The organism is Streptomyces sp. NBC_00670 (genome assembly GCF_036226765.1).
Taxonomy (GTDB): domain Bacteria; phylum Actinomycetota; class Actinomycetes; order Streptomycetales; family Streptomycetaceae; genus Streptomyces.
The window spans coordinates 2169539-2190914 of record NZ_CP109017.1; the positions used below are offsets into that span (position 1 = coordinate 2169539).

Genomic DNA, 21376 nt, shown 5'->3' on the forward strand with positions numbered 1-21376 from the left:
TTCTACGGGGTGAAGACTTCCCATGAGCGACATCAGCACCAGCACGCAGCCGCCCGGCACCGAGGGTGACGAGGCGACGGGGCACGGCCGGCACCGGGGTCAGGTCTCCGCGCAGGAGGCGGAGACTCAGCCGCGTGGCCGGCACCGCCGGGAGGGCGAGGAGTCCTCCCACGCGGCCTGACGCCGCCCCGCCGGACGCCGATCGGCCCCGCTCGTACGTTCGTCACGGGCGGGGCCGTCGCATGTCTTCGGGAGAGCGCCGGTTCAGGAGTGGGTGACGGTCGTGTCCGCGAGGACGGGGGCCTCCGCCCGTTCCACCGCGCTCACCGTCACCCGTACCGCCCCTTCCGCGCCCCGCGCCCGCCACATGCGGACGCGCAGGGTCTCCCCCGGGTACGCCACCCCGGCGAACCGTGTCGTGTAGGCGCGGACCCGGGTGACGTCGCCGTCGAGCAGCGTGTCGACGACCGCCTTGAGCGTCATGCCGTACGTGCACAGCCCGTGCAGCACGGGCCGTTCGAATCCGGCGCGGGCGGCGAACTCCGGGTCGGCGTGGAGCGGGTTGAGGTCGCCGGTCAGGCGGTAGAGCAGCGCCTGGTCCTCGCGCACCGGACGGTCGACGGTGACGTCCGGGGTGCCGGACGGCGGCTCGATGCGGGCGGAGGGGCCGCGCTCGCCGCCCCAGCCGCCCTCCCCGCGTACGTGGACCCGCGCCTCGTCGGTCCACAGCGGCCCCTCGGCGTCGGCCACGTCGGTGCGCAGGACCAGCAGGGCCGCGCGGCCCTTGTCGTACGCCGCGGTGATCCGCGAGGTGGCGACGGCACGGCCCGTGACGGGGAGCGGACGGTGGACGGTGAGGTCCTGACCGGCGTGCAGGACGTGGGCGAGGTCGACGTCGACGCCGGGGACGGAGAGGGCGGCGATCACGCCGGGCTCGCCGCCGCCCGCGACGGTGGCGAAGCCCGGCAGGACGTGCAGCCGGGTCTCCAGGGTGTAGCGCAGCTCGCCGGGGTCGGTGGGCGGGGCGCCCGCGCCGAGGGCGAGGTGGTAGAGCTGCACGTCCTTGGCGGTCCAGGCGATCTCGCGGGTGCGGGGCGCGGCGGCGAGGGCCCGGGCGGCGTCGAGGGGCATGGGGGCGGCTCCTGGGGTGGGGAGGCCTTCGGGCTCGGGAAGCCTCGGAAGCCGGGGGCGCTTCGGGAATTTCTCCCGGGGACCCATGACATTTGTCCCGGCGAAGAGCGTACGACCGACACTGCCGCCGGCCGCCCGGCGCCCCTACCTTCGAATCATGACCACGACCGAGGGCACGACGACGACAGCGGCCGGTGCGCCCGCGCCGGCACCCACGTCCGCCGCGCAGGTGCGCGACGCGACCGCGCGGGTGCACGACGCCGGCGCGCGGGCGGACCTCCCGGCGGGGCTCGCCGCCGTCTCCTTCACCGGAGCCGTCAAGACCTTCGGGGCGGTCCGTGCCGTCGCCGGGATCGACCTGGAGATACGGCGGGGCGAGACCGTCGCGCTGCTGGGCCGCAACGGCGCCGGCAAGTCCACCGCGATATCCCTGCTGCTGGGACTGAACACACCGGACGGCGGCGCGGTCGAGCTGTTCGGCGGCTCCCCGGAGGCCGCGGTGCGGGCCGGTCGGGTCGGGGCGATGCTCCAGGAGGCGCGGGCCGTGCCCCGGGTCACGGTGCGGGAGCTGGTCTCCTTCGTGGCCGGCCGGTATCCGGCACCGCTCCCCGTCGCCGAGGCGCTGGAGCTGGCCGGGATCGGGGAGCTCGCCGGGCGGCGGGTGGACCGGCTGTCCGGCGGACAGACCCAGCGGGTGCGGTTCGCCGTGGCGCTGGCGGGCAACCCCGAGCTGCTGGTCCTCGACGAGCCCACGGCCGCGCTCGACGTGGAGGCGCGGCACGCGTTCTGGGCGTCGATGCGGGCCCGCGCCCGGCACGGCCGGACGGTGCTGTTCTCCACGCACTACCTGGAGGAGGCCGACGCGCACGCCGACCGGATAGTCGTCGTCGACCACGGCCGGATCGTCGCCGACGGCACCGCCGAGCAGCTCAAGCGCGCGGCGGGCGGCACCCTCGTCGCCTTCGACCTCGCGGGGGACGACGTCCGGGAGCTGGAGTCGCTGCCGGGCGTGCGGTCGGTGGAGGTGCGCGGGGAGCGGGCGCGGCTGCGCACCGACGACTCGGACGCGACAGTGGTGGCACTGGCGCGGCGGAACGCGATACGCCGCCTGGAAGTCGTCCCGGCCTCCCTGGACGAGGCGTTTCTGGCGCTGACGGCGGACGGGACGGCGGGTGAGACGGCGGACGGGACAGGGGACGAACCGGCTCACGCGGTTGACAAGGCTGACGTGGCTCGCGAGGGCGGGCCGCGACGGGGGACGGAGACGGACTGATGTGGGACTACCTGCGGCTCGAGGTGCGCCGGACGCTGCGTGACGTCGGCTTCGTCATCGGCGGGGTCGTGATGCCGGTGATGATGTACCTGCTCTTCACCAACATCGGCGGCGCCGCCGACGGCGGCTGGAAGGCCGCCGCGATGGTCGGCATGGCGGCGTACGGCGCGGTCGGCTCCGCGCTCAACACCGGTGGCGGGGTCGCCGAGGACCGGGCGATCGGCTGGCTGCGCCAGCTCCGGGTGACGCCGATGACACCGCGCCAGGTGGTGCTGGGCCGGGCGCTGACCGGCGGGGTGACGGTACTGCCGGCGATCGTCGCGGTGCTGCTCGCGGGCGGTCTCGTCAACGGGGTACGGCTCGGGGCGTGGCAGTGGGCGGTGATCGCGCTGCTGCTGTGGCTGGGGTCGGTGCCGTTCACGCTCCTCGGGCTGGGCAACGGCTACCGGCTGACCGCGCAGACCACGGGCGTGGCGAACATGGTGTGCAACCTGGGGCTCGCGGTGGTCGGCGGGCTGTGGTTCCCCGTGGAGCTGTTCCCGCACTGGCTGCGCTCGATATCCGCGTACACGCCGACCAACCGCTTCGCCCAGCTCGGCACGGCGGTGGCCGACGGACACGCGCCGGCGACCGGGGCCGTGCTCGTCCTGACGGTCTGGCTGCTGGTGTTCGGCGGCTACGCCGTACTGGCCTACCGCCGGACCGGACGGACCGTCTGATCCGCCGTCCCCACCCGACCTGCCTGACCGGCCCACCCGACCTGCCTGGGAGTACGGAACATGAGCTGGATGCGGAGCGTCTCCTGCCAATGGCGGGCGTGGCGGGCGGCACGCGCGGCCTGGCGGGAGGACTGGAAACGGACGCGGACCGAGTACCGGGCCGCCCGGAAGGCCGGGCGGGCGCCCGAGACCCCGGGCCCCCCGCCCACCGGCTTCACGCTGCTGCCGTGGCTGCTGATGGGGATGGGCGCGTTCTCCAATCTGTTCCAGGGCGAGACGCCCAACGCGTGGATCGGGGCCCTGGGGCTGCTGGCCTTCAACTCGCTGTACATCTACGTGGTGTTCCGCGCCTTCCACGCGGTGGCGCGCGAGGCCCGCTCCACGCGCCTCGCGTTGGTGCTGATGGGGCTGGTGACCTGCGGCCTGGCCATCGGGTACGGCGGCAACTGGCTGCTGTTCTTCCCGCTGCTCGGGCTGGCGACGGGGGCGGTGGTGCGGGGGCCGTGGCTCGGCAGACACGCCCTCGGGCTGACCGCGCTGGCGACCGTAGTCGCCGGACTGCGCGAGGGCTGGGACGCCATCGGCGTCTCCTACGGCACGTTCCTGTCGACGATGGTGACGGCCGCGATCCTCTCCCTGTCGGAGGCGGTCCGGCAGTTGCGGGCGGCACGGGAGGAACTGGCGCGGCGGGCGGTGGAGGAGGAGCGGCTGCGGTTCTCCCGTGATCTGCACGATCTGCTCGGGCACACGCTGTCGGTGATCGTCGTCAAGTCGGAGGCCGCGCGCCGGCTGGCCCCGCGGAATCTGGAGGCGGCGCTGGCGCAGGTCACCGACATCGAGTCGGTCGGCAGACAGGCGCTGACCGAGATCCGGGAGGCGGTGACCGGGTACCGCGAGGGCAGTCTCGCCACCGAGCTGGACCGGGCGTCCTCGGCGCTGACCGCGGCCGGCATCGAGCCCGTCGTCCGGCGGTCGGGGCCGCCGCTGGCGCCGGCGACGGAGGCGCTGCTGGGCTGGGTGGTGCGCGAGGCGGTCACCAACGCGGTGCGGCACAGCGGGGCGCGGCGGTGCGAGATAGCCGTCGACGGGTCGTCGTCGGCCGAGCGGATCCGGCTGACGGTCACCGACGACGGGGGCGGTGGCGGGGGCGGGGAGGCGGCCGGCGGGGGCGGGGCCTCGGGCGGCGGTACCGGTCTGAAGGGGCTGACCGAGCGCCTCGCGACGGCGGGCGGCTCGCTGCGGGCCGGCCCCTCGCCGCGCGGCGGCTTCACGGTCACCGCCGAACTCCCCCGGGATCCGGAGGGGGTGGCGGAGCCGTCCAGGAGCGGAACGGAGGGTACGGCCGCGGCCGCGGCGTCCGGGGCCGTGTGACCGGCCGGCCGTGCCGCTCGCTCGGTCACACGCCCGTTCCCTACTCTTGGGCCGTGAACGAGACACCCCGCGCCGAGCCCGTCCGTGTGCTGCTCGCCGAGGACCAGGGGATGATGCGCGGCGCGCTCGCCCTGCTGCTCGGCATGGAGGACGACCTGGAGGTGGTCGCCCAGGTCTCGACGGGCGACGCGATCGTGGCCGCCGCGCTGGAGCACCGGCCGGACGTGGCGCTGCTCGACATCGAACTGCCGGGCATGAGCGGTCTGGACGCGGCGGCGGAGCTGCGGGTGCGGGTGCCCGGGTGCCGGGTGCTGATACTGACGACGTTCGGGCGTCCCGGTTATCTGCGCCGGGCCATGGAGGCGGGCGCGGCTGGGTTCCTGGTCAAGGACGGTCCGGTGGAGGAACTGGCCGCGGCGATCCGCCGGGTGCTGGCGGGCGAGAGCGTCGTGGACCCGACGCTCGCCACGGCGGCCCTGAGCGCGGGGCCCAGTCCGCTGACGCCGCGCGAGTGCGACGTGCTGCGCGGTTCGGCGGACGGGGCGACGGTCGCCGACATCGCGGCCCGGCTCCAACTGTCGGAGTCGACGGTGCGCAACTACCTGTCGTCGGTCATCGGCAAGACGCACACCCGCAACCGCACGGAGGCCCTCCGGGAGGCCCGCCACCAGGGCTGGCTGTGACCCGGCCCCCGGCCCACCCCGGCCGGGCACCGGCTCACCGCCGTACGTTCACCCGTGCGCCGTCGCATGCCTCCTCGGCAGCCACGCCGTCATGACCGCCGCCCCCGCCAGCAGGACGACGGCGCTGACCCGGAACGACAGCGCGTAGCCCTCCGTGAGGGCGGCGCCCGTGGTGCGGTCCCCCGTGCGGGTCGCGGCGATCGTCGACATGACCGCGAGGCCGAGCGAACCGCCCATCGTGCGCGAGGTGTTGACCAGTCCGGAGACGAGGCCGGCGTCGTCCGCCGCCGCCCCCGAGGTGGCGAGGGAGGCCAGCGGGGTGGCCGCCAGGCCCGCGCCCAGCATCATCAGCACCCCCGGCAACATGATCGAGGTGACGTACCCGCCGTCGGCCGTCATCGTCGACTGCCACCCGAAGCCGGCCGCCGCGACCAGCGTGCCGAGCACCGCCACGTTGCGCGCGCCCAGCGACGGCATCAGCCAGGGCGCCCCCTTGGAGCCCAGCAGGACCGCGAGCGAGCTGGGTATGAGGGCGGCCCCGGCCTCCAGCGGGCTGTAGCCGAGCACGTTCTGCGCGTACAGGGTCATGAAGAACCACATGCAGAACATCGCCGAACCGCACACGAACATCGCCACGTTGGCCGAGGCCACCGACCGCAGCCGCAGCAGCGCGAGCGGCATCAGCGGCGCCGTCGTGCGCGCCTCCACCGCCAGGAACAGCGCGACCAGGGCGAGACCGGCGCCCAGCGGGGCCAGGGTCCCGGGCGCCGTCCAGCCGTCGGCCTCGCTGCGCACGATCCCGTAGGCCAGTGTCGCCAGGCCGGCCGTGACCAGCAGGGCGCCCGCCACGTCCAGCCGCCGGCCGTCCCCCGCGCGGCTCTCCCGCAGTCCGCGGGCGGCGCCGGCCAGGACGACCGCGCCGACGGGCACGTTGATCAGCAGCACCCAGCGCCAGGACAGCGCGTCCACGAGGACCCCGCCGACGAGCCCGCCCGCGGCGCCGCCGCCCGCGCCGACGGCGGTCCAGGTGGCGATCGCCCGCGCCCGGGCTGCACCCTCCGGCACCGCCGCGGTGACCAGGGTGAGCGTGGAGGGCGCGAGGACCGCCGCGCCCAGGCCCTGCACCGCCCGGGCGAGCAGCAACTGCCAGCCCTCCTGCGCCAGACCCCCGGCGAGCGAGGCCAGCGTGAACAGGCCGAGCCCGACCACGAACATCCGCTTGCGCCCGTACAGGTCCCCGGCCCGGCCGCCGAGCAACATGAGCCCGGCGAAGGCGATGGCGTAGGCGTTGACCACCCACTGGAGCCCGGGCGCGCTCAGCCCGAGGTCGGTGCGCATCGAGGACAGCGCCACGTTGACCACGGAGACGTCCAGGACGACGAGGAACTGCCCGGCGCACGCGAGCGCGACCACCGCCCAGGCGGGCGGCGCGGTCACGGACGGCGTACGGGTCTCTGACACTGCTCGGAGCATGCGGCCATGCTCGCAGCGACCACTGACAGTCGCATCGGCATTTCGCCGCCCGGCCCGGCCATCCAACTGACACTACGCCAGATAGTCATGAAACCTTAAAGTCGGTCAAGATTTAGTTAGTGACCCGAAGCATCGGAATAGTTGCCCGCGCATACAAGGTTCACCCTGCACGCAACCCGCGTACGCGACCGACGCGACGCGTACCCGACCCACGCGCACCACCACCCCTTATCCCGGCCTGGAGGCCTCCTTTCATGACGCACACGTCGACCGACCGGCCTTCCCGGGCAGCGACCGGAGGCGCGGTCGTCCCGGTGCTCGCCTTCGCGGGCATCGTCGTCGCGGTGATGCAGACGCTGCTCGTCCCGGTCATCAAGGATCTGCCCGTCCTGCTGGACACCTCCGCGGGCAACGCGACCTGGGTCCTGACCTCCACCCTCCTCTCCGGCGCCGTGGCCACGCCGATCATGGGCCGGCTCGGCGACCTCTACGGCAAGCGCAAGATGCTGCTGTTCAGCCTCGCCGTGATGGTCGTCGGCGCGCTGATCAGCGGTTTCACCAGCGCGCTGCTGCCGATGATCGTCGGCCGTACGCTCCAGGGCTTCGCCATGGGCGCGATACCGCTGGGCATCGGTCTGATGCGCGACATGCTGCCCCGTGAGCGGCTCGGCTCGGCGATGGCCCTGATGAGCTCCTCGATCGGCGTCGGCGGCGGACTCGCGCTGCCCGCCGCCGCGCTGGTCGCCCAGCACGCCGACTGGCACGCCCTCTATTTCGGCGCCGCCGCGCTCGGCGTCCTCTGCATCGTCCTCACCCTCGTCGCCGTGCCGGAGTCCCCGATGCGCGCCCGGGGCACCTTCGACGTGGCGGGCGCGCTCGGCCTGTCCGTCGGGCTCGTCCTGCTCCTGCTGCCGATCACCAAGGGCAGCGACTGGGGCTGGGCCTCGGCGCGGACGCTCGGCCTGTTCGCCGCCGCCGTGGTCGTCCTGCTGCTGTGGGGCCTCATGGAGCTGCGTCTGAAGGCGCCGCTGGTCGACCTGCGCACCACCGCCCGCCGTGAGGTGCTGCTCACCAACCTCGCCTCGGTCATGGTCGGCGTCGCCTTCTACGCCGTCTCCCTGGTCCTGCCGCAGCTGCTCCAGCTCCCGAAGTCGACCGGGTACGGCCTCGGCCAGTCCATGGTCGTCGCCGGTCTGTGCGTGGCGCCGCTGGGCCTGACCATGATGTTCACCGCACCCGTCTACGCCCGGCTCTCCGCCCGGTTCGGCCCCAAGGTCACCCTGATCCTCGGCATGCTGATCATCGCCGTCGGCTACGGCGCGGGGCTCGGCCTGATGAGCGCGGCCTGGCAGACGATCGTCACCTCGGTCGTGCTGGGCGCCGGCATCGGTCTGGCCTACTCCTCGCTGCCCGCGCTGATCGTGGGCGCGGTCCCGGCCTCCGAGACGGGCGCGGCCAACGGCCTCAACACGCTGATGCGCTCCATCGGGACCTCGACCTCCAGCGCCGTCATCGGCATGGTCCTCGCCAACAGCGCCACCCACGCGGGCGGTGCGGTGCTGCCGACGATGCACGGCTTCCGGATCTCGTTCCTGATCGCGACCGGCGCGGTCGTGGTCGGCGTGGTGCTGGCCCTCTTCCTGCCCGGCCGACGGCCCGCGACCGCACCGGTCCTGGTCGCGGACAGCGAGGAGGACGCGGCCCTCAAGCGGGCGCGGGAACTGCTCGGCGGCGGCTTCCGCGGCCGGGTCCTGGACGCCGCCGGCGCCCCGGTCGCCCGCGCCCGGGTCACCCTGATCGACCGCCGGGGCCGCCAGGCGGGCGCGACGCTCACCGGCGCCGACGGCAGCTACACGCTCGCCGTCCCGGCCGAGGGCCCGTACGTGCTGGCCGCGAAGGCCGCCGGGCACGGCCCGCACGCCTCCCGCGCCACGCACGCGGGCGACGACCGCCCGGTCGACCTGGACCTGGCACTGCCGCTGCCCGGCGGGGACCGCCCCCTGCCGGAGGAGACGGTCACGGCCTGATCCCGTCCGGCGCACGCGCCCCGCACCCCCCGTCGGTCCCCGGCGGGGGGTGCGGCAGCATGGGGGCCCCGTGCACCACCGAGGGAGGCCCCATGCCGCCGGCACCGAAGCCCGAGATCCTGGCCGCGTTCGAGGCGGCGAAGGGGTTCATGCCCACCGACGAAGGGCTCGCCCTCTACGCGGCGGCCGTCGACGCCGGGCGGCTCGGGCTGCCGCTGCTGGAGGTCGGCACGTACTGCGGCCGCTCGACGATCCTCCTCGCCGACGCCGCCCGGGACGCCGGCGTCACCGCGCTCACCGTCGACCACCACCGGGGCAGCGAGGAGCAGCAGCCCGGCTGGGACTACCACGACCCGGAGACGGTCGACCCCGAGGTCGGCCTGATGGACACCCTGCCCACCTTCCGCCGCACCCTGCACCGGGCGGGTCTGGAGGACCACGTCGTCGCCCTCGTCGGCCGCTCCCCGCAGGTCGCCGCGGTCTGGAACTCGCCCCTCGGCCTGGTCTTCGTCGACGGCGGCCACACCGACGAGCACGCGGGCGCGGACTACGCGGGCTGGGCGCCCCATGTCGCCGAGGGCGGCCTCCTCGTCCTGCACGACGTGTTCCCGGTGGTGGAGGACGAGTTCACCGGGCAGGCCCTGTACCGGGTGTATCTGCGCGCGCTGGAGTCGGGCGCGTTCACGGAGGTGTCGGCGACGGGTTCGCTGCGCGTCCTACGACGGACCGCTCCCGCTCCCGTATCCGCACCGGCCCCCGCCCCGTCCGGTTCGCACGACGCCGCCGCCGCGCGCCGATAGGCTCGCTGTCGTGTCGTACGTCGGTCCAGAGTTCGAGCCCGTTCCGCAACGCCGTTCCCGGCGTGGTCCCTTCACCGTGGCGCTCGCCGCGCTGGTGCCGGCCGCGCTGGCGGGCTGGCTGGTCTACGAGGTGGTGGGCGACTCCGGCGGATCCGGCGGTTCCGGCCCGTCCGCGCAGGCGGCGGGCGTCTCGGGGCACTCCGCCGGCCCGTCGTCGCCGGACGCGAAGGGCGGCCGGGACGGCACGGGCTCCCCGTCCGCGTCGGCCGGAACGGCGGGCTCCGGCGGACGGTCCCTCAAGGGCAAGGTCGTCGTGATCGATCCCGGTCACAACCCGGGCAACTTCAAGCACGCCACCGAGATCAACCGCCAGGTGAACATCGGCACCAACTCCAAGGAGTGCGACACCACCGGCACCGCCACCAACGCCGGTTACCCCGAGGCCGACTTCACCCTCGACGTCTCCCGCCGGCTGCGCACGCTCCTGGAGGAGCGGGGCGCCACCGTGAAGCTGACGCAGGACGGCGACCGGCCGTGGGGGCCGTGCGTGACCGAGCGCGCCCAGATCGGCAACAAGGCGCACGCGGACGCCGCGATCTCCATCCACGCCGACGGTTCGGCGGCCGGCAACCGCGGCTTCCACGTCATCCTGCCGGGCGCGGTGCACTCCGGCTCGGCGGACACCCGTGCGATCGCCGGTCCCTCGCGCGACCTGGGCGTCGGGATCAAGGACGGCTTCGCCCGCGCCACCGGCACCGCTCCCTCCAACTACATAGGCGGCGGTACCGGCCTGGACGTACGGAAGGATCTCGGGGGTCTCAATCTGTCAACGGTTCCCAAGGTGTTCATCGAATGCGGCAACATGCGCGATAGCAAGGACGCGGCGCTGCTGACCAGCGGGGCCTGGCGGCAGAAGGCGGCGGAGGGAATCTCTGAGGGAATCGTGAGTTTCCTGCGGGGGTAGTGGCGGTCGCACGGCACCGGGCGGACACGCATGTCAGGCGGACGATAGTGTCCTCCCTACGATGAGGGGGCCACCCCCCGCGCTTCACACCGCGGCCGACAGGCCCTGGCTACACGGTGCACAGCGACGCCTCCCACGATGCCGGTGACGAGACGACTGACGAAGGACCTGAAGTGAATATCCGCTCCCTCACTAGAGGCGACGGCGTGGTGATCGGAGCAGCGGTGTTGCTGTTGATCGCGTCGTTCCTCGACAACTACTCGATCGACGGCGCCCCGGACAGTGTCGACATCCCCAGCGCCTGGGGCAACGGACCGCTCCTGCTGAGCGTGTTCCTCGCCGGCGTCATCGGCGCCGTCCTCATCGTGCTCGCCCGGGGGCTGCCGCAGGTGCCGAAGGTCGTCGGCCTGGACCTCGGCCAGTTCGGCATCGCGCTCACGGTCTTCGCCGCGTGGAGCGCGATCGGCAACATCTTCGACCCGGTGGGCGGTCTCGACAACTTCGAGGGCGCGGACAGCAACTTCGACCCCGGTGTCGGTCTCATCCTCGGCCTCATCGCCACCCTCGTGATGGCCGCCGCCGCGGTCGCCACGCCGCTGGTGCCGGCGCTGAAGGGGGCGCTCATCGGCGCTCCGCGCCCGGCCGCCCCGCAGCCCTACGGTGCCCAGCCGCCCGCCGGTTACGGCTACCCGGGCGCGCAGCAGCAGCCGTCGTTCGGCGGGCAGCCGCAGCCGGGGCAGCCGTACGGGCAGCCGCAGCCGGGCCCCGCGGCTCCCCAGCCGCAGCAGGCGCAGGCGGCGCCGCAGCCGGGCGGCGACTTCTCGCCGTTCTGGTTCGCGGTGCCGGTGACGCGGCCGCTGTTCGCGGAGGACAACTCCGGCGGGCAGATCGCCGAACTCGCGCCGGGCACCTGGTACCTGGCGGTCGAGCAGCGCGGTGCCGCGCTGGTGGCGCAGACGCAGGACGGCCGGCGCGGCGTCCTCCAGGACACCAGCGGCATCCAGCGCGGCTGAGGCGGCACGTCCGCCCCGTACCACCGAACGGCCCCTCGCCCTCCCGGGCGGGGGGCCGTCGCCGTCCTCACCCGCAACTGCCTTCCGCGCGGGAGCGGTTGGGTTTCATACGGCGGACGGCGGCAATCCGCAAGGTATGTCCCCTCGATATCACAGCAGTGCGAACGGGGCCGGGACGGTCATCGCGATCGTCGCCGATGTCATGGCCCTGATCCTGGGTCTCTGGATCCTGATGTACCTGTTGGACGCCAACCCGGGCAACGACCTGGTGCAGTTCGTCCACGACGTGGCCCGCTGGCTGGCCGGCTGGTCACGTGACCTGTTCACGTTCGACGAGGCGTGGGCGCGCGTCGTGGCGGGCTACGGCTTGGCGGCGGTCGTCTACCTGTTCATCGGACACGCCATCGCCCACCGGATGCAGCGGCACTAGCGCCTGTCGGCTGCTGCGGGGCTCAGCCCCCGCAGCAGTCCGGGTCGAGCCCCCTCGGCAGGTGCGCGCCGCCGAACACCGTGCACGTCGCCTCGTCGCCGCCCAGTGCCGCGACCGCGAGGAGCAGGGAGCCGGCGGTCCACGTCGTCAGCTCGCGCGGCCACACCGTCGCGTCCTCGAAGACGTAGCCCGTCCAGTAGAGCCCGGACTCCGCGTCCCGCAGGTGCTGGATGGACTTGAGGATGTCCAGCGCGCGGTCGGACTCGCCCGTCGCCCACAGGGTGAGGGCGAGTTCGGCGGACTCCCCGCCCGTCACCCACGGGTTGGGGACGACGCAGCGCACCCCGAGCCCGGGCACGACGAAGCGGTCCCAGCCCTCCTCGATGCGCGCCGTGGCCTCCGCGCCGGCCAGCGCGCCGCCCAGCACCGGGTAGTACCAGTCCATCGAGTAGCGGGACTTGTCCAGGAACCGCTCCGGGTGCCGGCGGATCGCGTGGCGCAGCGCGCCCACCGCCAGCTCCCAGTCCGGCTGCGGCTCCTCGCGCTGTTCGGCGAGGGCGAGCGCGCAGCGCAGCGCGTGGTGGACGGAGGAGGAGCCGGTGAGCAGCGCCTCGGCGGTGGCGCCGCCGTCGTCCTCGCCCTTCCAGCCGATCTGGCCGCCGGGCTGCTGGAGCCCGAGCACGTACTCGACGGCCGCGTACACCATGGGCCACATGCGGTCCAGGAACGTGTCGTCGCCCGTGGACAGGTAGTGGTGCCACACGCCGACGGCCGGATAGGCGACGAAGTTGGTCTCCCGGCCGCGGTCGGTGACGCGCCTGAAGTCGCCGTCGGCGTAGGCGGCGTACCAGGAGCCGTCCGGGTTCTGGTGGCGCGCGAGCCACTCGTACGCCCGTGCGGCGGCCTCGTGCTCGCCCGCCGCGTCCAGGGCCATCGCGGCTTCGGTGTGGTCCCAGGGGTCGAGGTGGTGCCCGCGGAACCACGGGATCGCCCCGTCCTCCCGCTGCACGGCGAGGATGCCGGCGACGGTCTCGGCGGCCTGCTCGGCGGTGAGGACCCCGGGCAGGACGAGGTGTTCTGTCCGGGGAGTGGTCACGAAGCGCCCACCGATGCGGTGCCCTCGGCGGCTTCGGCCGGCAGGTGCGGCTTGGTCGCGTAGGCCACGAAGCTCTTGCCGATGAGCGGATTCAGCGCGTTCTCGGCGACCCGCGTGGCCAGCGGCTTCTTCATGATGTCCCAGACCAGCAGCTTGTGGTAGGCCCGCACCGGCAGCGCCTTGTCGTTGTCGACGCCGAACGCGCACTTGAGCCACCAGTACGGGGAGTGCAGCGCGTGCGCGTGGTGGCTGCCGTAGGGGCGCAGCCCGGCCTCGCGCATCTTGGCGAGGAGTTCGTCCGCGCGGTAGATGCGGATGTGGCCGCCCTCGACCTCGTGGTACGCGTCGGACAGCGCCCAGCACACCTTCTCCGGGCCGTAGCGCGGAACGGTGACGGCGATGCGGCCGCCGGGCTTGAGGACGCGGACCATCTCGGCGAGGACGCCCTTGTCGTCGGGGATGTGCTCCATCACCTCGGAGATGATGACGACGTCGAAGGACTCGTCCGGGAAGGGCAGCGCGAGGGCGTCGCCCTCCATGGCGGTGGCGGTCGCGCCGGCCGGGGCCTCGCCCTCCTGCTCCATCGCGGCGAACCACTTGGCGACCTCGCGGATCTCCTCGCCGTTGCGGTCCAGTGCGACGACCCGGGCGCCGCGCCGGTAGCACTCGAACGCGTGCCGGCCGGCACCGCAGCCGAGGTCCAGCACACGGTCGCCCGGGGCGAGCGGGAACCGGGAGAAGTCGACGGTCAGCACGTGGCCCTGCTTTCGCGGTCGGGGTCGTCGGGGGCGGGGACGGAGACGGGGGGAGAAGCGGGAGCGGGGCGGGCGGCGGCCGCCCGCGCCGGGGAACGGCCGCCGTGCGCGGCCCGGGCCATCGCCTCGCGGTAGTGGGCCACCGTGCCGTGTGCCGCGCGCGCCCAGGTGAAGTGCCGCAGCACGCGGTCGCGGCCGGCCGCGCCGAGCCGGGCCCGCAGCTCCGGGTCGCCCAGCAGACGGGCCAGCGCGGTGGCGAGGGCGCCCGGATCGCCGGGCGGCACGGCCAGGCAGGTCTCGCCGTCGGGTCCGGCGACCTCCGGGATCGCCCCGCCGGTGGTGGCCACCAGCGGCGTCCCCGTCGCCATGGCCTCCGCCGCCGGCAGCGAGAACCCCTCGTACAGCGAGGGCACGCACGCCACCTCGGCCGACCGCACCAGGTCGACGAGTTCGGCGTCCGAGATGCCCTTGGCGAACTCGACGGCGCCCTCGACGCCGTACCGTTCCATCGCCTGCGCCACCGGCCCCTCCTCGGGCCGCTTGCCGACGACGACGAGGTGGGCGCCGGGGTGTTCGGCGCGCACCTTGGCCAGCGCCTCGACGAGGAACACCAGGCCCTTGAGCGGCACGTCCGCGCTGGAGGTGGTGACGATCCGGCCGGGCACCTTGGCGACGGAGGCGTCCGGCGCGAACAGGTCGGTGTCGGCGCCGATGTGCACGACGTGCACCCTCTCCCGCCGTACGCCGAGGTGCTCGACGATCTCCTGCTGGGAGGAGCCGGAGACGGTGAGCACGGACGGCAGCCGCCGCGCGACCCGCTTCTGCATCCGCGTGAAGCCGTACCAGCGGCGTACCGAGGCGCGGCGCTGCCATCCCTCGGCGGCGTCCAGCTCCAACTGCCGGTCGACGGTGATGGGGTGGTGGATCGTGGTGACCAGGGGCGCGCCGACATCGCCCAGCAGGCCGTAGCCGAGCGTCTGGTTGTCGTGCACGACGTCGAACTCGCCGCGCCGGGCGCGCAGATGACGACGGGCGCGCAGGGAGAAGGTGAGCGGTTCGGGGAAGCCGCCGGTCCACATCGTGCCGACCTCGAGGGCGTCGATCCAGTCCCGGTACTCGTCCCGCTTCGGGGTGCGGAAGGGGTCGGGCTGGCGGTAGAGGTCGAGGCTGGGCAGTTCGGTGAGGGTCGGCCCGTCGGCCCCCTCGTCGAGCACGTCGAGGACGGGGTAGGGCTGCGCCCCGATGACCTCCACCCGGTGGCCCAGGCGGGCCAGTTCGCGGGAGAGGTGGCGGACGTAGACGCCCTGGCCCCCGCAGAACGGGTTCCCCTTGTAGGTGAGGAGCGCGATGCTGAGCGGTCGCCCGGCGTCGGCGGCAGGTCCGGGAGGGGAACCCGCCTGACTGGCCTCAGCGGTCACTCCGGGCCCCTTCCTGCCTGCGCGGTCCCGCGACCTTACGTCGGGACGATAATCCGGAACAAGTTCAGACTTGATCGTTCAAGAGCCTCCGAATCTACCGGCTGGTAGCCAGGCTGTGAGCGGTGGCCCGGGTGATTCGCACCACGGCGGACCCGGGCCGTGGTCCCGGGGGCGGGCCGGTACAGTGGCCGCGTCGTCATCACGCCCGTACGGGGGAAAGCCGGTGCGAATCCGGCGCTGACCCGCAGCCGTATCTCGGTCCACCAGGACCGAGGAGCCGGATTGCCCCGTGCCCGCCGTGACCGGCTCAGGTGCGTCGGCCGTCCGCCGGCGTACGACACCGTCGAGGTCTGCGGAGTCGAGCCGCCCGGGAGGTCCGTCCGTCCCGTGCTGCCCGGCGCCCCGCAGGGAGAGGCACCCGCCGCTCATGTCTGTCCGCCGTTGCGCCACGGCTCTGGCCGCCGTCGCCGTGCTCGGTGCCGGGGCCGCGCCCGCCGTCGCCGCCTCCCCCTCCCCGTCGCCCTCGGTGGCGCTGCCCTCCGGGCTGTACGGGAGCTCCGACCCCACCTACGACGGCGTCTGGCGGCAGTCCCTCGCCCTGCTCGCGCAGGACACGGTGGGCGTGAAGCCCGCCGCCAAGGCCGTGGACTGGCTGACCGGGCAGCAGTGCGCGGACGGCGCGTTCGCCGCGTTCCGCGCGGAGCCGTCGAAGGCGTGCGACGCCAAGACCATGGTCGACACCAACAGCACGGCCGCCGCCGTACAGGCCCTCGTCGCCCTCGGCGGGCACGGCACCGAGGTCGGCAAAGCCGTGGACTGGCTGACGGACCACAAGAACAAGGACGGCGGCTGGGGTTACTCCCCCGGCGGCGCGAGCGACGCCAACTCGACGTCCGTCGTCATCGGCGCGCTGACCGCCGCCGGGGAGAAGGACCTCGACGCCTCCTACGACGCCCTGCTCACCTTCTCCCTGCCCTGCGACGGCAAGGGCGAAGGCGCCTTCGCCTTCCAGCCGGACAAGAAGGGCAGGCTCACCGCCAACGCGGACGCGACCGCCGCCGGTGTCCTCGGCGCGCTCGGCAGGGGCCTCGCCGCCCCGGCGGGCAAGAAGGCGACCGCCCCCTGCTCCGACACCGGTGACCTCACGCCCGAGCAGGCCGCCGCCAACGGGGCCTCGTACCTCGCCGGGGCGATGGCGAAGGACGGCCACCTGATCTCCGCGCTGCCCGGCTCCGCCGATCAGCCCGACTTCGGCAACACCGCCGACGCCGTCGTCGCGCTCGCCGCGCAGGGCGGTGCGGCGCGGGCCGCGAAGCCGCTCGCCTGGCTGGAGAAGAACTCCGCCGCCTGGGCGAAGCAGAACGGCCCCGCCGCCTACGCCCAGTTGGTCTTCGCCGCCCACGCCACCGGCACCGACCCGCACGACTTCGGCGGCGAGGACCTCGTCTCGCTCCTCAACGCCACCGGCCCGGCCCCGCAGCACCAGGCGCGGGCGGAGGGGGCCAAGGACTCGGCCCAGCAGGGCGACGACAGTGACAGCTACGGCGTCTACTGGTTCGTCGGCGTCTGCCTCGTCGCCGGCATCGGCATGGGCTTCCTGCTCAGCGGCCGCCGCAAGGCCGGGCAGCAGCCGTGAGCCGCCGCCGTCGCGCCGCCGTCCTGCTCCTGTCGGCGTTCCTGCTGCTCGCGGGCGCCGGGCAGGCGCGGGCCGCCGGGTACCGCTACTGGTCCTTCTGGGAGCGCGACGGCGACCACTGGACGTACGCCACACAGGGCCCCTCCCTCGCCCGCCCCGCCGACGGGGACGTGCAGGGGTTCCGGTTCGCGGTGAGCGAGGACTCCGCCGACGCCACGCGGCCGCGCGGGGACGCCGGCTTCGCGGACATCTGCGCGAAGACGCCCGCGCGGGCGGGCGCGAAGCGGGTCGCCCTCGTCCTCGACTTCGGTACGGCGGCCGACGCGCCCTCCGGCGAGACGCCCCCGGCGCGGCGGGTGGCGTGCGCGCGGGTGGCACCGGACGCGACGACGGCCGAGGCGCTGGCGTCGGTGGCGGAGCCGTTGCGGTACGACACGAACGCGTTGCTGTGCGCGATCGCCGGTTATCCGCAGAAGGGGTGCGGGGAGCAGGTCGCGGCGAAGGGTGCGGGCTCGGACGCCGGCACGTCCGACGACGACGGAGGTGGCCCCTCCGTGGGCCTCCTGGCCGGGGGCGCGGCGATCGTCCTGCTGGCGGCGGCGGGGGTCTGGCAGGCCAGGCGTCGTGGGTGAGGGCGGTGATCGTGCCGTGCACCCCGGGGCCTGGTGGGTCTGGGCCCTTTCCCTCGGGACCGCCGCCACCCGTACCACCAATCCCCTCCTCCTCGCCCTTCTCCTCACCGTCACCGGCTACGTCGTGGCCACCCACCGCACCCCCGCCCCCTGGTCCCGCTCCTACGCCGTCTTCCTGCGGCTCGGCCTCGCCGTACTGCTGCTGCGGCTCGCCTTCGCCGTCGTGCTCGGCTCGCCCATCCCCGGAACGCACACCCTCCTCACCCTCCCCGAGGTGCCGCTCCCGCACTGGGCGCAGGGCATCCGGCTGGGCGGCCGGGTCACCGTCGAGGGCGTGCTGTTCGCGCTGTACGACGGGCTGAAGCTGGCCACGCTGCTGGTGTGCGTCGGCGCCGCCAACGCCCTCGCCAACCCGGCCCGTCTGCTCAAGTCGCTGCCCGGCGCGCTGTACGAGACGGGCGTCGCCGTCGTCGTCGCGCTCACGTTCGCGCCGCACCTCATCGCGGACGCCCGGCGGCTGCGCGCGGCCCGCCGGCTGCGGGGCCGCCCGGACCGGGGGCTGCGCGGTCTGGCGCAGGTCGCGCTGCCGGTCCTGGAGGGCGCCCTGGAGCGGTCGGTCGCCCTGGCCGCCGCGATGGACGCGCGCGGCTACGGCCGTACCGCCGACGTACCCGCCCCGGTGCGCCGTACGACCGCCGCGCTCACCCTCGGCGGTCTGCTCGGCGTGTGCGCGGGCACGTACGGGCTGCTCACCGCGGCGGGCGGCACGTACGGGCTGCCGGTGCTGCTGGCCGGGGCGGCCGCCGCGCTCGCGGGGCTGTGGCTGGGCGGCCGGCGTTCCCCGCGCACCCGCTACCGTCCGGACACCTGGACCCCGCGCGCCCTGCTGGTCGCGGGTTCCGGCGTCGCCGTCGCCGTGGCGCTCACGTGGGCCGCGTCCGCCGATCCGGCCGCCCTGCACCCCGGCGTGGTGCCGCTCGTCGCGCCCACGCTGCCGCTGTGGCCGGCGGCGGCCGTGCTCCTGGGCCTCCTTCCGGCCCTCGTCGCGCCCGCGCGGCCCCTCCCACCACCGCCGGAAACCGCCGAGGAGCAGCCGTCGTGATCCGCTTCGAGAACGTCTCCGTGACGTACGACGGCACCGCCGAACCCACCGTGCGGGGCGTGGACTTCGAGGTCCCGGAGGGGGAACTCGTCCTCCTCGTCGGTCCGTCCGGCGTCGGCAAGTCGACCGTGCTCGGCGCGGTGAGCGGGCTCGTCCCGCACTTCACCGGCGGCACCCTGCGCGGCCGGGTCACGGTCGCCGGGCGCGACACCCGTACCCACAAGCCGCGCGAACTGGCCGACGTGGTCGGCACGGTGGGCCAGGACCCGCTCTCGCACTTCGTCACCGACACCGTCGAGGACGAACTCGCGTACGGCATGGAGTCGTTGGGCCTGGCCCCGGACGTGATGCGGCGGCGCGTCGAGGAGACCCTCGATCTGCTGGGCCTCGCCGGGCTGCGGAACCGTGCGATCGCGACGCTCTCCGGCGGCCAGCGGCAGCGGGTGGCGATCGGCTCCGTCCTCACCCCGCACCCGAAGGTGCTGGTCCTCGACGAGCCGACGTCCGCGCTGGACCCGGCCGCCGCCGAGGAGGTCCTCGCCGTCCTCCAGCGGCTGGTGCACGACCTCGGCACGACGGTGCTGCTGGCCGAGCACCGGCTGGAGCGGGTGGTGCAGTACGCCGACCAGGTCGTGCTGCTGCCGTCGCCGGGCGCCGCGCCGGTGCTCGGCAGCCCGGCGGAGGTGATGGCGGTGTCCCCGGTGTTCCCGCCGGTGGTGGACCTGGGCCGGCTGGCGGGCTGGTCCCCGCTTCCGCTCACCGTCCGGGACGCCCGGCGCCGGGCCGGCGCACTGCGCGAACGACTGGCCGACCGGGAACCCGCGCCCGAGGGCCCTGCGCACGCCCACGCGAAGCCCCCCGCTCCCCGGCCGCACTCCCCCGCCCGCCGGTTCCTGCGCCGACGCGCCCCCGAGGTGCCGTCCGCGGACGCCCCCGCCGCCGAGGTGCGCGGTCTCGCCGTACGCCGGGGCGGGGTGCGGGCGCTGCACCGCGTCGACCTCACCGTCGCGCCCGGCGAGACCGTGGCCCTGATGGGCCGCAACGGCGCCGGGAAGTCCACGCTCCTCAACACCCTGGTCGGGCTGGTGGAGCCGTCCGCCGGCGAGGTGCGCGTCGGCGGGGCGGTCCCGCACCGCACCGCGCCCCGCGACCTCGTGCGCCGGGTCGGCCTGGTCCCGCAGGAGCCGCGCGACCTGCTGTACGCCGACACGGTCGCCGCCGAGTGCGCCGCCGCCGACCAGGACGCCGGGGCCGCCTCCGGCACCTGCCGCGACCTGGTCTCCGAGCTGCTGCCCGGGGTCACCGACGACACCCACCCCCGTGACCTCTCCGAGGGGCAGCGGCTCGCGCTCGCGCTGGCCGTCGTGCTGACCGCCCGCCCGCCGCTGCTCCTGCTCGACGAGCCGACCCGGGGCCTGGACTACGCGGCCAAGGCCCGCCTGGTCACGGTGTTGCGGGGGCTGGCCGCCGAGGGGCACGCGAGCGTGCTGGCCACGCACGACGTGGAGCTCGCCGCCGAGCTGGCCCACCGGGTGGTGCTGCTGGCCGAGGGCGAGGTGATCGCCGACGGTCCGACGGCCGCCGTCGTCGTCTCCTCCCCCTCCTTCGCGCCCCAGGTCACCAAGATCCTCGCCCCGCGGCCGTGGCTCACGGTGACCCAGGTCCGGGAGGCCCTGCGATGACCGCGCGCCCGACCCGCCGCCCCCGCGCAGTACGTCCCCGCGCCGTCCGCCTCGGCCCCCGTTCCGTGGCCGCGCTGGTGCTGGTCGGCGCGGTGGGCGTGGCCGCCTTCGGGTGGCCCTTCCTCGCGCCGCCCGAGTCGCAGCTCAGCGCCCACGCGCAGGACGCGCCCTGGCTGTTCGCGGGGCTGCTGGTGCTGCTGGTCGGGGTGGTGGCGGCGACGATCTCGGAGTCGGGGCTCGGCCCGAAGGCGGTCGCGATGCTCGGCGTGCTGGCGGCGACCGGCGCGGCGCTGCGGCCGGTGGGCGCGGGCACGGCCGGGATCGAGCCGATGTTCTTCCTCATGGTGCTGAGCGGCCGGGTCCTCGGCCCGGGCTTCGGCTTCGTCCTGGGCTCGGTCACGATGTTCGCCTCCGCCCTGCTCACGGGCGGGGTGGGCCCCTGGATGCCGTTCCAGATGCTGGCGATGGGCTGGTTCACGATGGGCGCGGGCCTGCTGCCGGCTCCGATGGGGGTCCCCCCTGCTCCTGGGGGTCCCCCCTGCTCGAACGAAGTTGAGAGCTTGGGGGAAGGGTCGAGAACTTGGGGGAGGTTGCGCGGCCGGGGCGAACTGGCGTTGCTCACCTTCTACGGCTTCCTGGCCGCCTTCGCCTACGGCACGGTCATGAACCTGGCCGGCTGGCCGTTCATGGGCGGCCTCGCCTCCGGCATCGCCTTCGACCCGCACGCGGCGGTCCCGGCCAACCTGGCCCGTTTCGTCGCGTACTGCGTGGCCACGTCGCTCGGCTGGGACCTGGGCCGGGCCGTCGTCACCGCCGTCCTCACCCTCACCCTCGGCCCGGCGGTGCTGCGGGCGCTGCGCCGGGCCACCCGACGGGCCGCCTTCGAGACGCCGGTCACGTTCGAGGGCTCCGAAACGGCTCCGGAGGGTGAGACGGCGCACGCGCACCGTCACACCGAGACGGTTGAGCGGTGAAGCACCCCACATGACCCACGTCACCTACGACCCGGCGTCGTAGCCGATCGGGCGTGACGCGGACACTTCATTACAGGCGCCGACCTGGGGTTTGAGAGCCAGGTCACAGGAGGGGCCGGTTCGCCGGATGCGACGACAACTAGTAAAAGGGGTGTTTGCGGATGATCCGTCCGGCCTGTTTCTCTGGAGCAGTCGTC

General features: G+C 74.5%; 20 protein-coding genes. 15 read left to right on the forward strand and 5 right to left on the reverse strand.

Annotated features, from left to right (window positions below):
* Positions 1 to 22: 22 nt before the first annotated feature.
* The gene (locus tag OIE12_RS09675; RefSeq protein WP_329133769.1) at positions 23 to 181 is read left to right on the forward strand and encodes a hypothetical protein; all 159 of its coding nucleotides are present in this window, start codon (positions 23 to 25) and stop codon (positions 179 to 181) included.
* Positions 182 to 264: 83 nt separating this feature from the next.
* On the opposite strand, the gene OIE12_RS09680 is transcribed toward OIE12_RS09675, so the two are convergent.
* Complete coding sequence (locus OIE12_RS09680; protein WP_329133771.1) at positions 265 to 1131, reverse strand: MaoC/PaaZ C-terminal domain-containing protein; 867 nt, start codon at positions 1129 to 1131, stop codon at positions 265 to 267.
* A gap of 157 nt (positions 1132 to 1288) precedes the next feature.
* Here OIE12_RS09680 and OIE12_RS09685 point away from each other — a divergent pair, with 157 nt between their 5' ends.
* From OIE12_RS09685 to OIE12_RS09700, 4 genes are read left to right on the forward strand one after another with little or no spacing between them, the layout of a single operon-like run.
* Positions 1289 to 2404: an ABC transporter ATP-binding protein gene (locus OIE12_RS09685; protein WP_329133773.1), complete on the forward strand. Its 1116-nt coding sequence runs from the start codon at positions 1289 to 1291 to the stop codon at positions 2402 to 2404.
* The gene (locus tag OIE12_RS09690; RefSeq protein WP_329133775.1) at positions 2404 to 3123 is read left to right on the forward strand and encodes an ABC transporter permease; all 720 of its coding nucleotides are present in this window, start codon (positions 2404 to 2406) and stop codon (positions 3121 to 3123) included. Before OIE12_RS09685 ends, OIE12_RS09690 begins: the two co-directional genes overlap by 1 nt.
* Positions 3124 to 3183: 60 nt before the next feature.
* Positions 3184 to 4494 (forward strand): sensor histidine kinase, encoded by a 1311-nt coding sequence (locus OIE12_RS09695; RefSeq protein WP_329133776.1) that lies wholly within the window; start codon positions 3184 to 3186, stop codon positions 4492 to 4494.
* A 53-nt stretch (positions 4495 to 4547) separates the two neighbouring features.
* Positions 4548 to 5177, forward strand: a complete 630-nt coding sequence (locus OIE12_RS09700; protein WP_329133778.1) for a response regulator transcription factor — start codon at positions 4548 to 4550, stop codon at positions 5175 to 5177.
* 48 nt (positions 5178 to 5225) lie between these two features.
* Here the strand turns inward: OIE12_RS09700 and OIE12_RS09705 are convergent, their stop codons facing one another.
* Positions 5226 to 6650 carry a DHA2 family efflux MFS transporter permease subunit gene (locus OIE12_RS09705; protein ID WP_329133780.1) on the reverse strand — a complete coding sequence of 475 codons (1425 nt, stop codon included), beginning with the start codon at positions 6648 to 6650 and terminating at the stop codon, positions 5226 to 5228.
* Between the two features lie 254 nt (positions 6651 to 6904).
* On the opposite strand from OIE12_RS09705, the gene OIE12_RS09710 reads away from it, so the two are divergent.
* From OIE12_RS09710 to OIE12_RS09730, 5 genes are all read left to right on the forward strand, one after another.
* A complete protein-coding gene (locus OIE12_RS09710; RefSeq protein WP_329133782.1) occupies positions 6905 to 8677 on the forward strand; it encodes an MFS transporter in 1773 nt (590 codons plus the stop codon).
* 92 nt (positions 8678 to 8769) lie between these two features.
* On the forward strand, positions 8770 to 9477 hold the full coding sequence (locus OIE12_RS09715; RefSeq protein ID WP_329133784.1) for a class I SAM-dependent methyltransferase: 708 nt from the start codon (positions 8770 to 8772) through the stop codon (positions 9475 to 9477).
* Positions 9478 to 9487: 10 nt separating this feature from the next.
* The gene (locus OIE12_RS09720) at positions 9488 to 10441 is read left to right on the forward strand and encodes an N-acetylmuramoyl-L-alanine amidase (RefSeq protein WP_329133786.1); all 954 of its coding nucleotides are present in this window, start codon (positions 9488 to 9490) and stop codon (positions 10439 to 10441) included.
* 173 nt (positions 10442 to 10614) lie between these two features.
* Positions 10615 to 11454, forward strand: a complete 840-nt coding sequence (locus OIE12_RS09725; protein WP_329133789.1) for a hypothetical protein — start codon at positions 10615 to 10617, stop codon at positions 11452 to 11454.
* A 136-nt stretch (positions 11455 to 11590) separates the two neighbouring features.
* Positions 11591 to 11884, forward strand: coding sequence for a hypothetical protein (locus tag OIE12_RS09730; RefSeq protein ID WP_030379624.1), 294 nt, complete (start codon positions 11591 to 11593; stop codon positions 11882 to 11884).
* A 22-nt stretch (positions 11885 to 11906) separates the two neighbouring features.
* Here the strand turns inward: OIE12_RS09730 and OIE12_RS09735 are convergent, their stop codons facing one another.
* Genes OIE12_RS09735 through OIE12_RS09745 form a run of 3 tightly spaced genes read right to left on the reverse strand, consistent with a single transcriptional unit; the run spans position 11907 to position 15153 of the window.
* Complete coding sequence (locus OIE12_RS09735) at positions 11907 to 12980, reverse strand: prenyltransferase/squalene oxidase repeat-containing protein (RefSeq protein WP_329133791.1); 1074 nt, start codon at positions 12978 to 12980, stop codon at positions 11907 to 11909.
* Positions 12977 to 13735, reverse strand: coding sequence for a class I SAM-dependent methyltransferase (locus tag OIE12_RS09740; protein ID WP_329133793.1), 759 nt, complete (start codon positions 13733 to 13735; stop codon positions 12977 to 12979). The genes OIE12_RS09735 and OIE12_RS09740 overlap by 4 nt, the downstream gene beginning before the upstream one ends.
* On the reverse strand, positions 13729 to 15153 hold the full coding sequence (locus OIE12_RS09745) for a glycosyltransferase family 4 protein (RefSeq protein ID WP_329133795.1): 1425 nt from the start codon (positions 15151 to 15153) through the stop codon (positions 13729 to 13731). The genes OIE12_RS09740 and OIE12_RS09745 overlap by 7 nt, the downstream gene beginning before the upstream one ends.
* A 427-nt stretch (positions 15154 to 15580) precedes the next feature.
* On the opposite strand from OIE12_RS09745, the gene OIE12_RS09750 reads away from it, so the two are divergent.
* From OIE12_RS09750 to OIE12_RS09770, 5 genes are read left to right on the forward strand one after another with little or no spacing between them, the layout of a single operon-like run.
* Entirely contained in the window at positions 15581 to 16789 is a 1209-nt protein-coding gene (locus OIE12_RS09750) for a prenyltransferase/squalene oxidase repeat-containing protein (protein WP_329133797.1), read from the forward strand.
* Positions 16786 to 17421, forward strand: a complete 636-nt coding sequence (locus tag OIE12_RS09755; protein WP_329133799.1) for an SCO2322 family protein — start codon at positions 16786 to 16788, stop codon at positions 17419 to 17421. Before OIE12_RS09750 ends, OIE12_RS09755 begins: the two co-directional genes overlap by 4 nt.
* Positions 17414 to 18523, forward strand: coding sequence for a CbiQ family ECF transporter T component (locus OIE12_RS09760; RefSeq protein ID WP_329133802.1), 1110 nt, complete (start codon positions 17414 to 17416; stop codon positions 18521 to 18523). The genes OIE12_RS09755 and OIE12_RS09760 overlap by 8 nt, the downstream gene beginning before the upstream one ends.
* Positions 18520 to 20205, forward strand: coding sequence for an ABC transporter ATP-binding protein (locus OIE12_RS09765; protein ID WP_329133805.1), 1686 nt, complete (start codon positions 18520 to 18522; stop codon positions 20203 to 20205). The genes OIE12_RS09760 and OIE12_RS09765 overlap by 4 nt, the downstream gene beginning before the upstream one ends.
* Entirely contained in the window at positions 20202 to 21179 is a 978-nt protein-coding gene (locus tag OIE12_RS09770; RefSeq protein WP_329133807.1) for an ECF transporter S component, read from the forward strand. Before OIE12_RS09765 ends, OIE12_RS09770 begins: the two co-directional genes overlap by 4 nt.
* The last annotated feature ends 197 nt before the right edge of the window (positions 21180 to 21376 follow it).

What these genes read in the sequence shown, in the direction of transcription:
- OIE12_RS09680 (WP_329133771.1), bottom strand. Translation starts at nt 1,131, where the DNA reads ATGCCCCTCGACGCCGCCCGGGCCCTCGCCGCCGCGCCCCGCACCCGC.
- OIE12_RS09750 (WP_329133797.1), top strand. Translation starts at nt 15,581, where the DNA reads ATGTCTGTCCGCCGTTGCGCCACGGCTCTGGCCGCCGTCGCCGTGCTC.
- OIE12_RS09690 (WP_329133775.1), top strand. Translation starts at nt 2,404, where the DNA reads ATGTGGGACTACCTGCGGCTCGAGGTGCGCCGGACGCTGCGTGACGTC.
- OIE12_RS09770 (WP_329133807.1), top strand. Translation starts at nt 20,202, where the DNA reads ATGACCGCGCGCCCGACCCGCCGCCCCCGCGCAGTACGTCCCCGCGCC.
- OIE12_RS09685 (WP_329133773.1), top strand. Translation starts at nt 1,289, where the DNA reads ATGACCACGACCGAGGGCACGACGACGACAGCGGCCGGTGCGCCCGCG.
- OIE12_RS09675 (WP_329133769.1), top strand. Translation starts at nt 23, where the DNA reads ATGAGCGACATCAGCACCAGCACGCAGCCGCCCGGCACCGAGGGTGAC.
- OIE12_RS09705 (WP_329133780.1), bottom strand. Translation starts at nt 6,650, where the DNA reads ATGCTCCGAGCAGTGTCAGAGACCCGTACGCCGTCCGTGACCGCGCCG.
- OIE12_RS09730 (WP_030379624.1), top strand. Translation starts at nt 11,591, where the DNA reads ATGTCCCCTCGATATCACAGCAGTGCGAACGGGGCCGGGACGGTCATC.
- OIE12_RS09695 (WP_329133776.1), top strand. Translation starts at nt 3,184, where the DNA reads ATGAGCTGGATGCGGAGCGTCTCCTGCCAATGGCGGGCGTGGCGGGCG.
- OIE12_RS09710 (WP_329133782.1), top strand. Translation starts at nt 6,905, where the DNA reads ATGACGCACACGTCGACCGACCGGCCTTCCCGGGCAGCGACCGGAGGC.
- OIE12_RS09715 (WP_329133784.1), top strand. Translation starts at nt 8,770, where the DNA reads ATGCCGCCGGCACCGAAGCCCGAGATCCTGGCCGCGTTCGAGGCGGCG.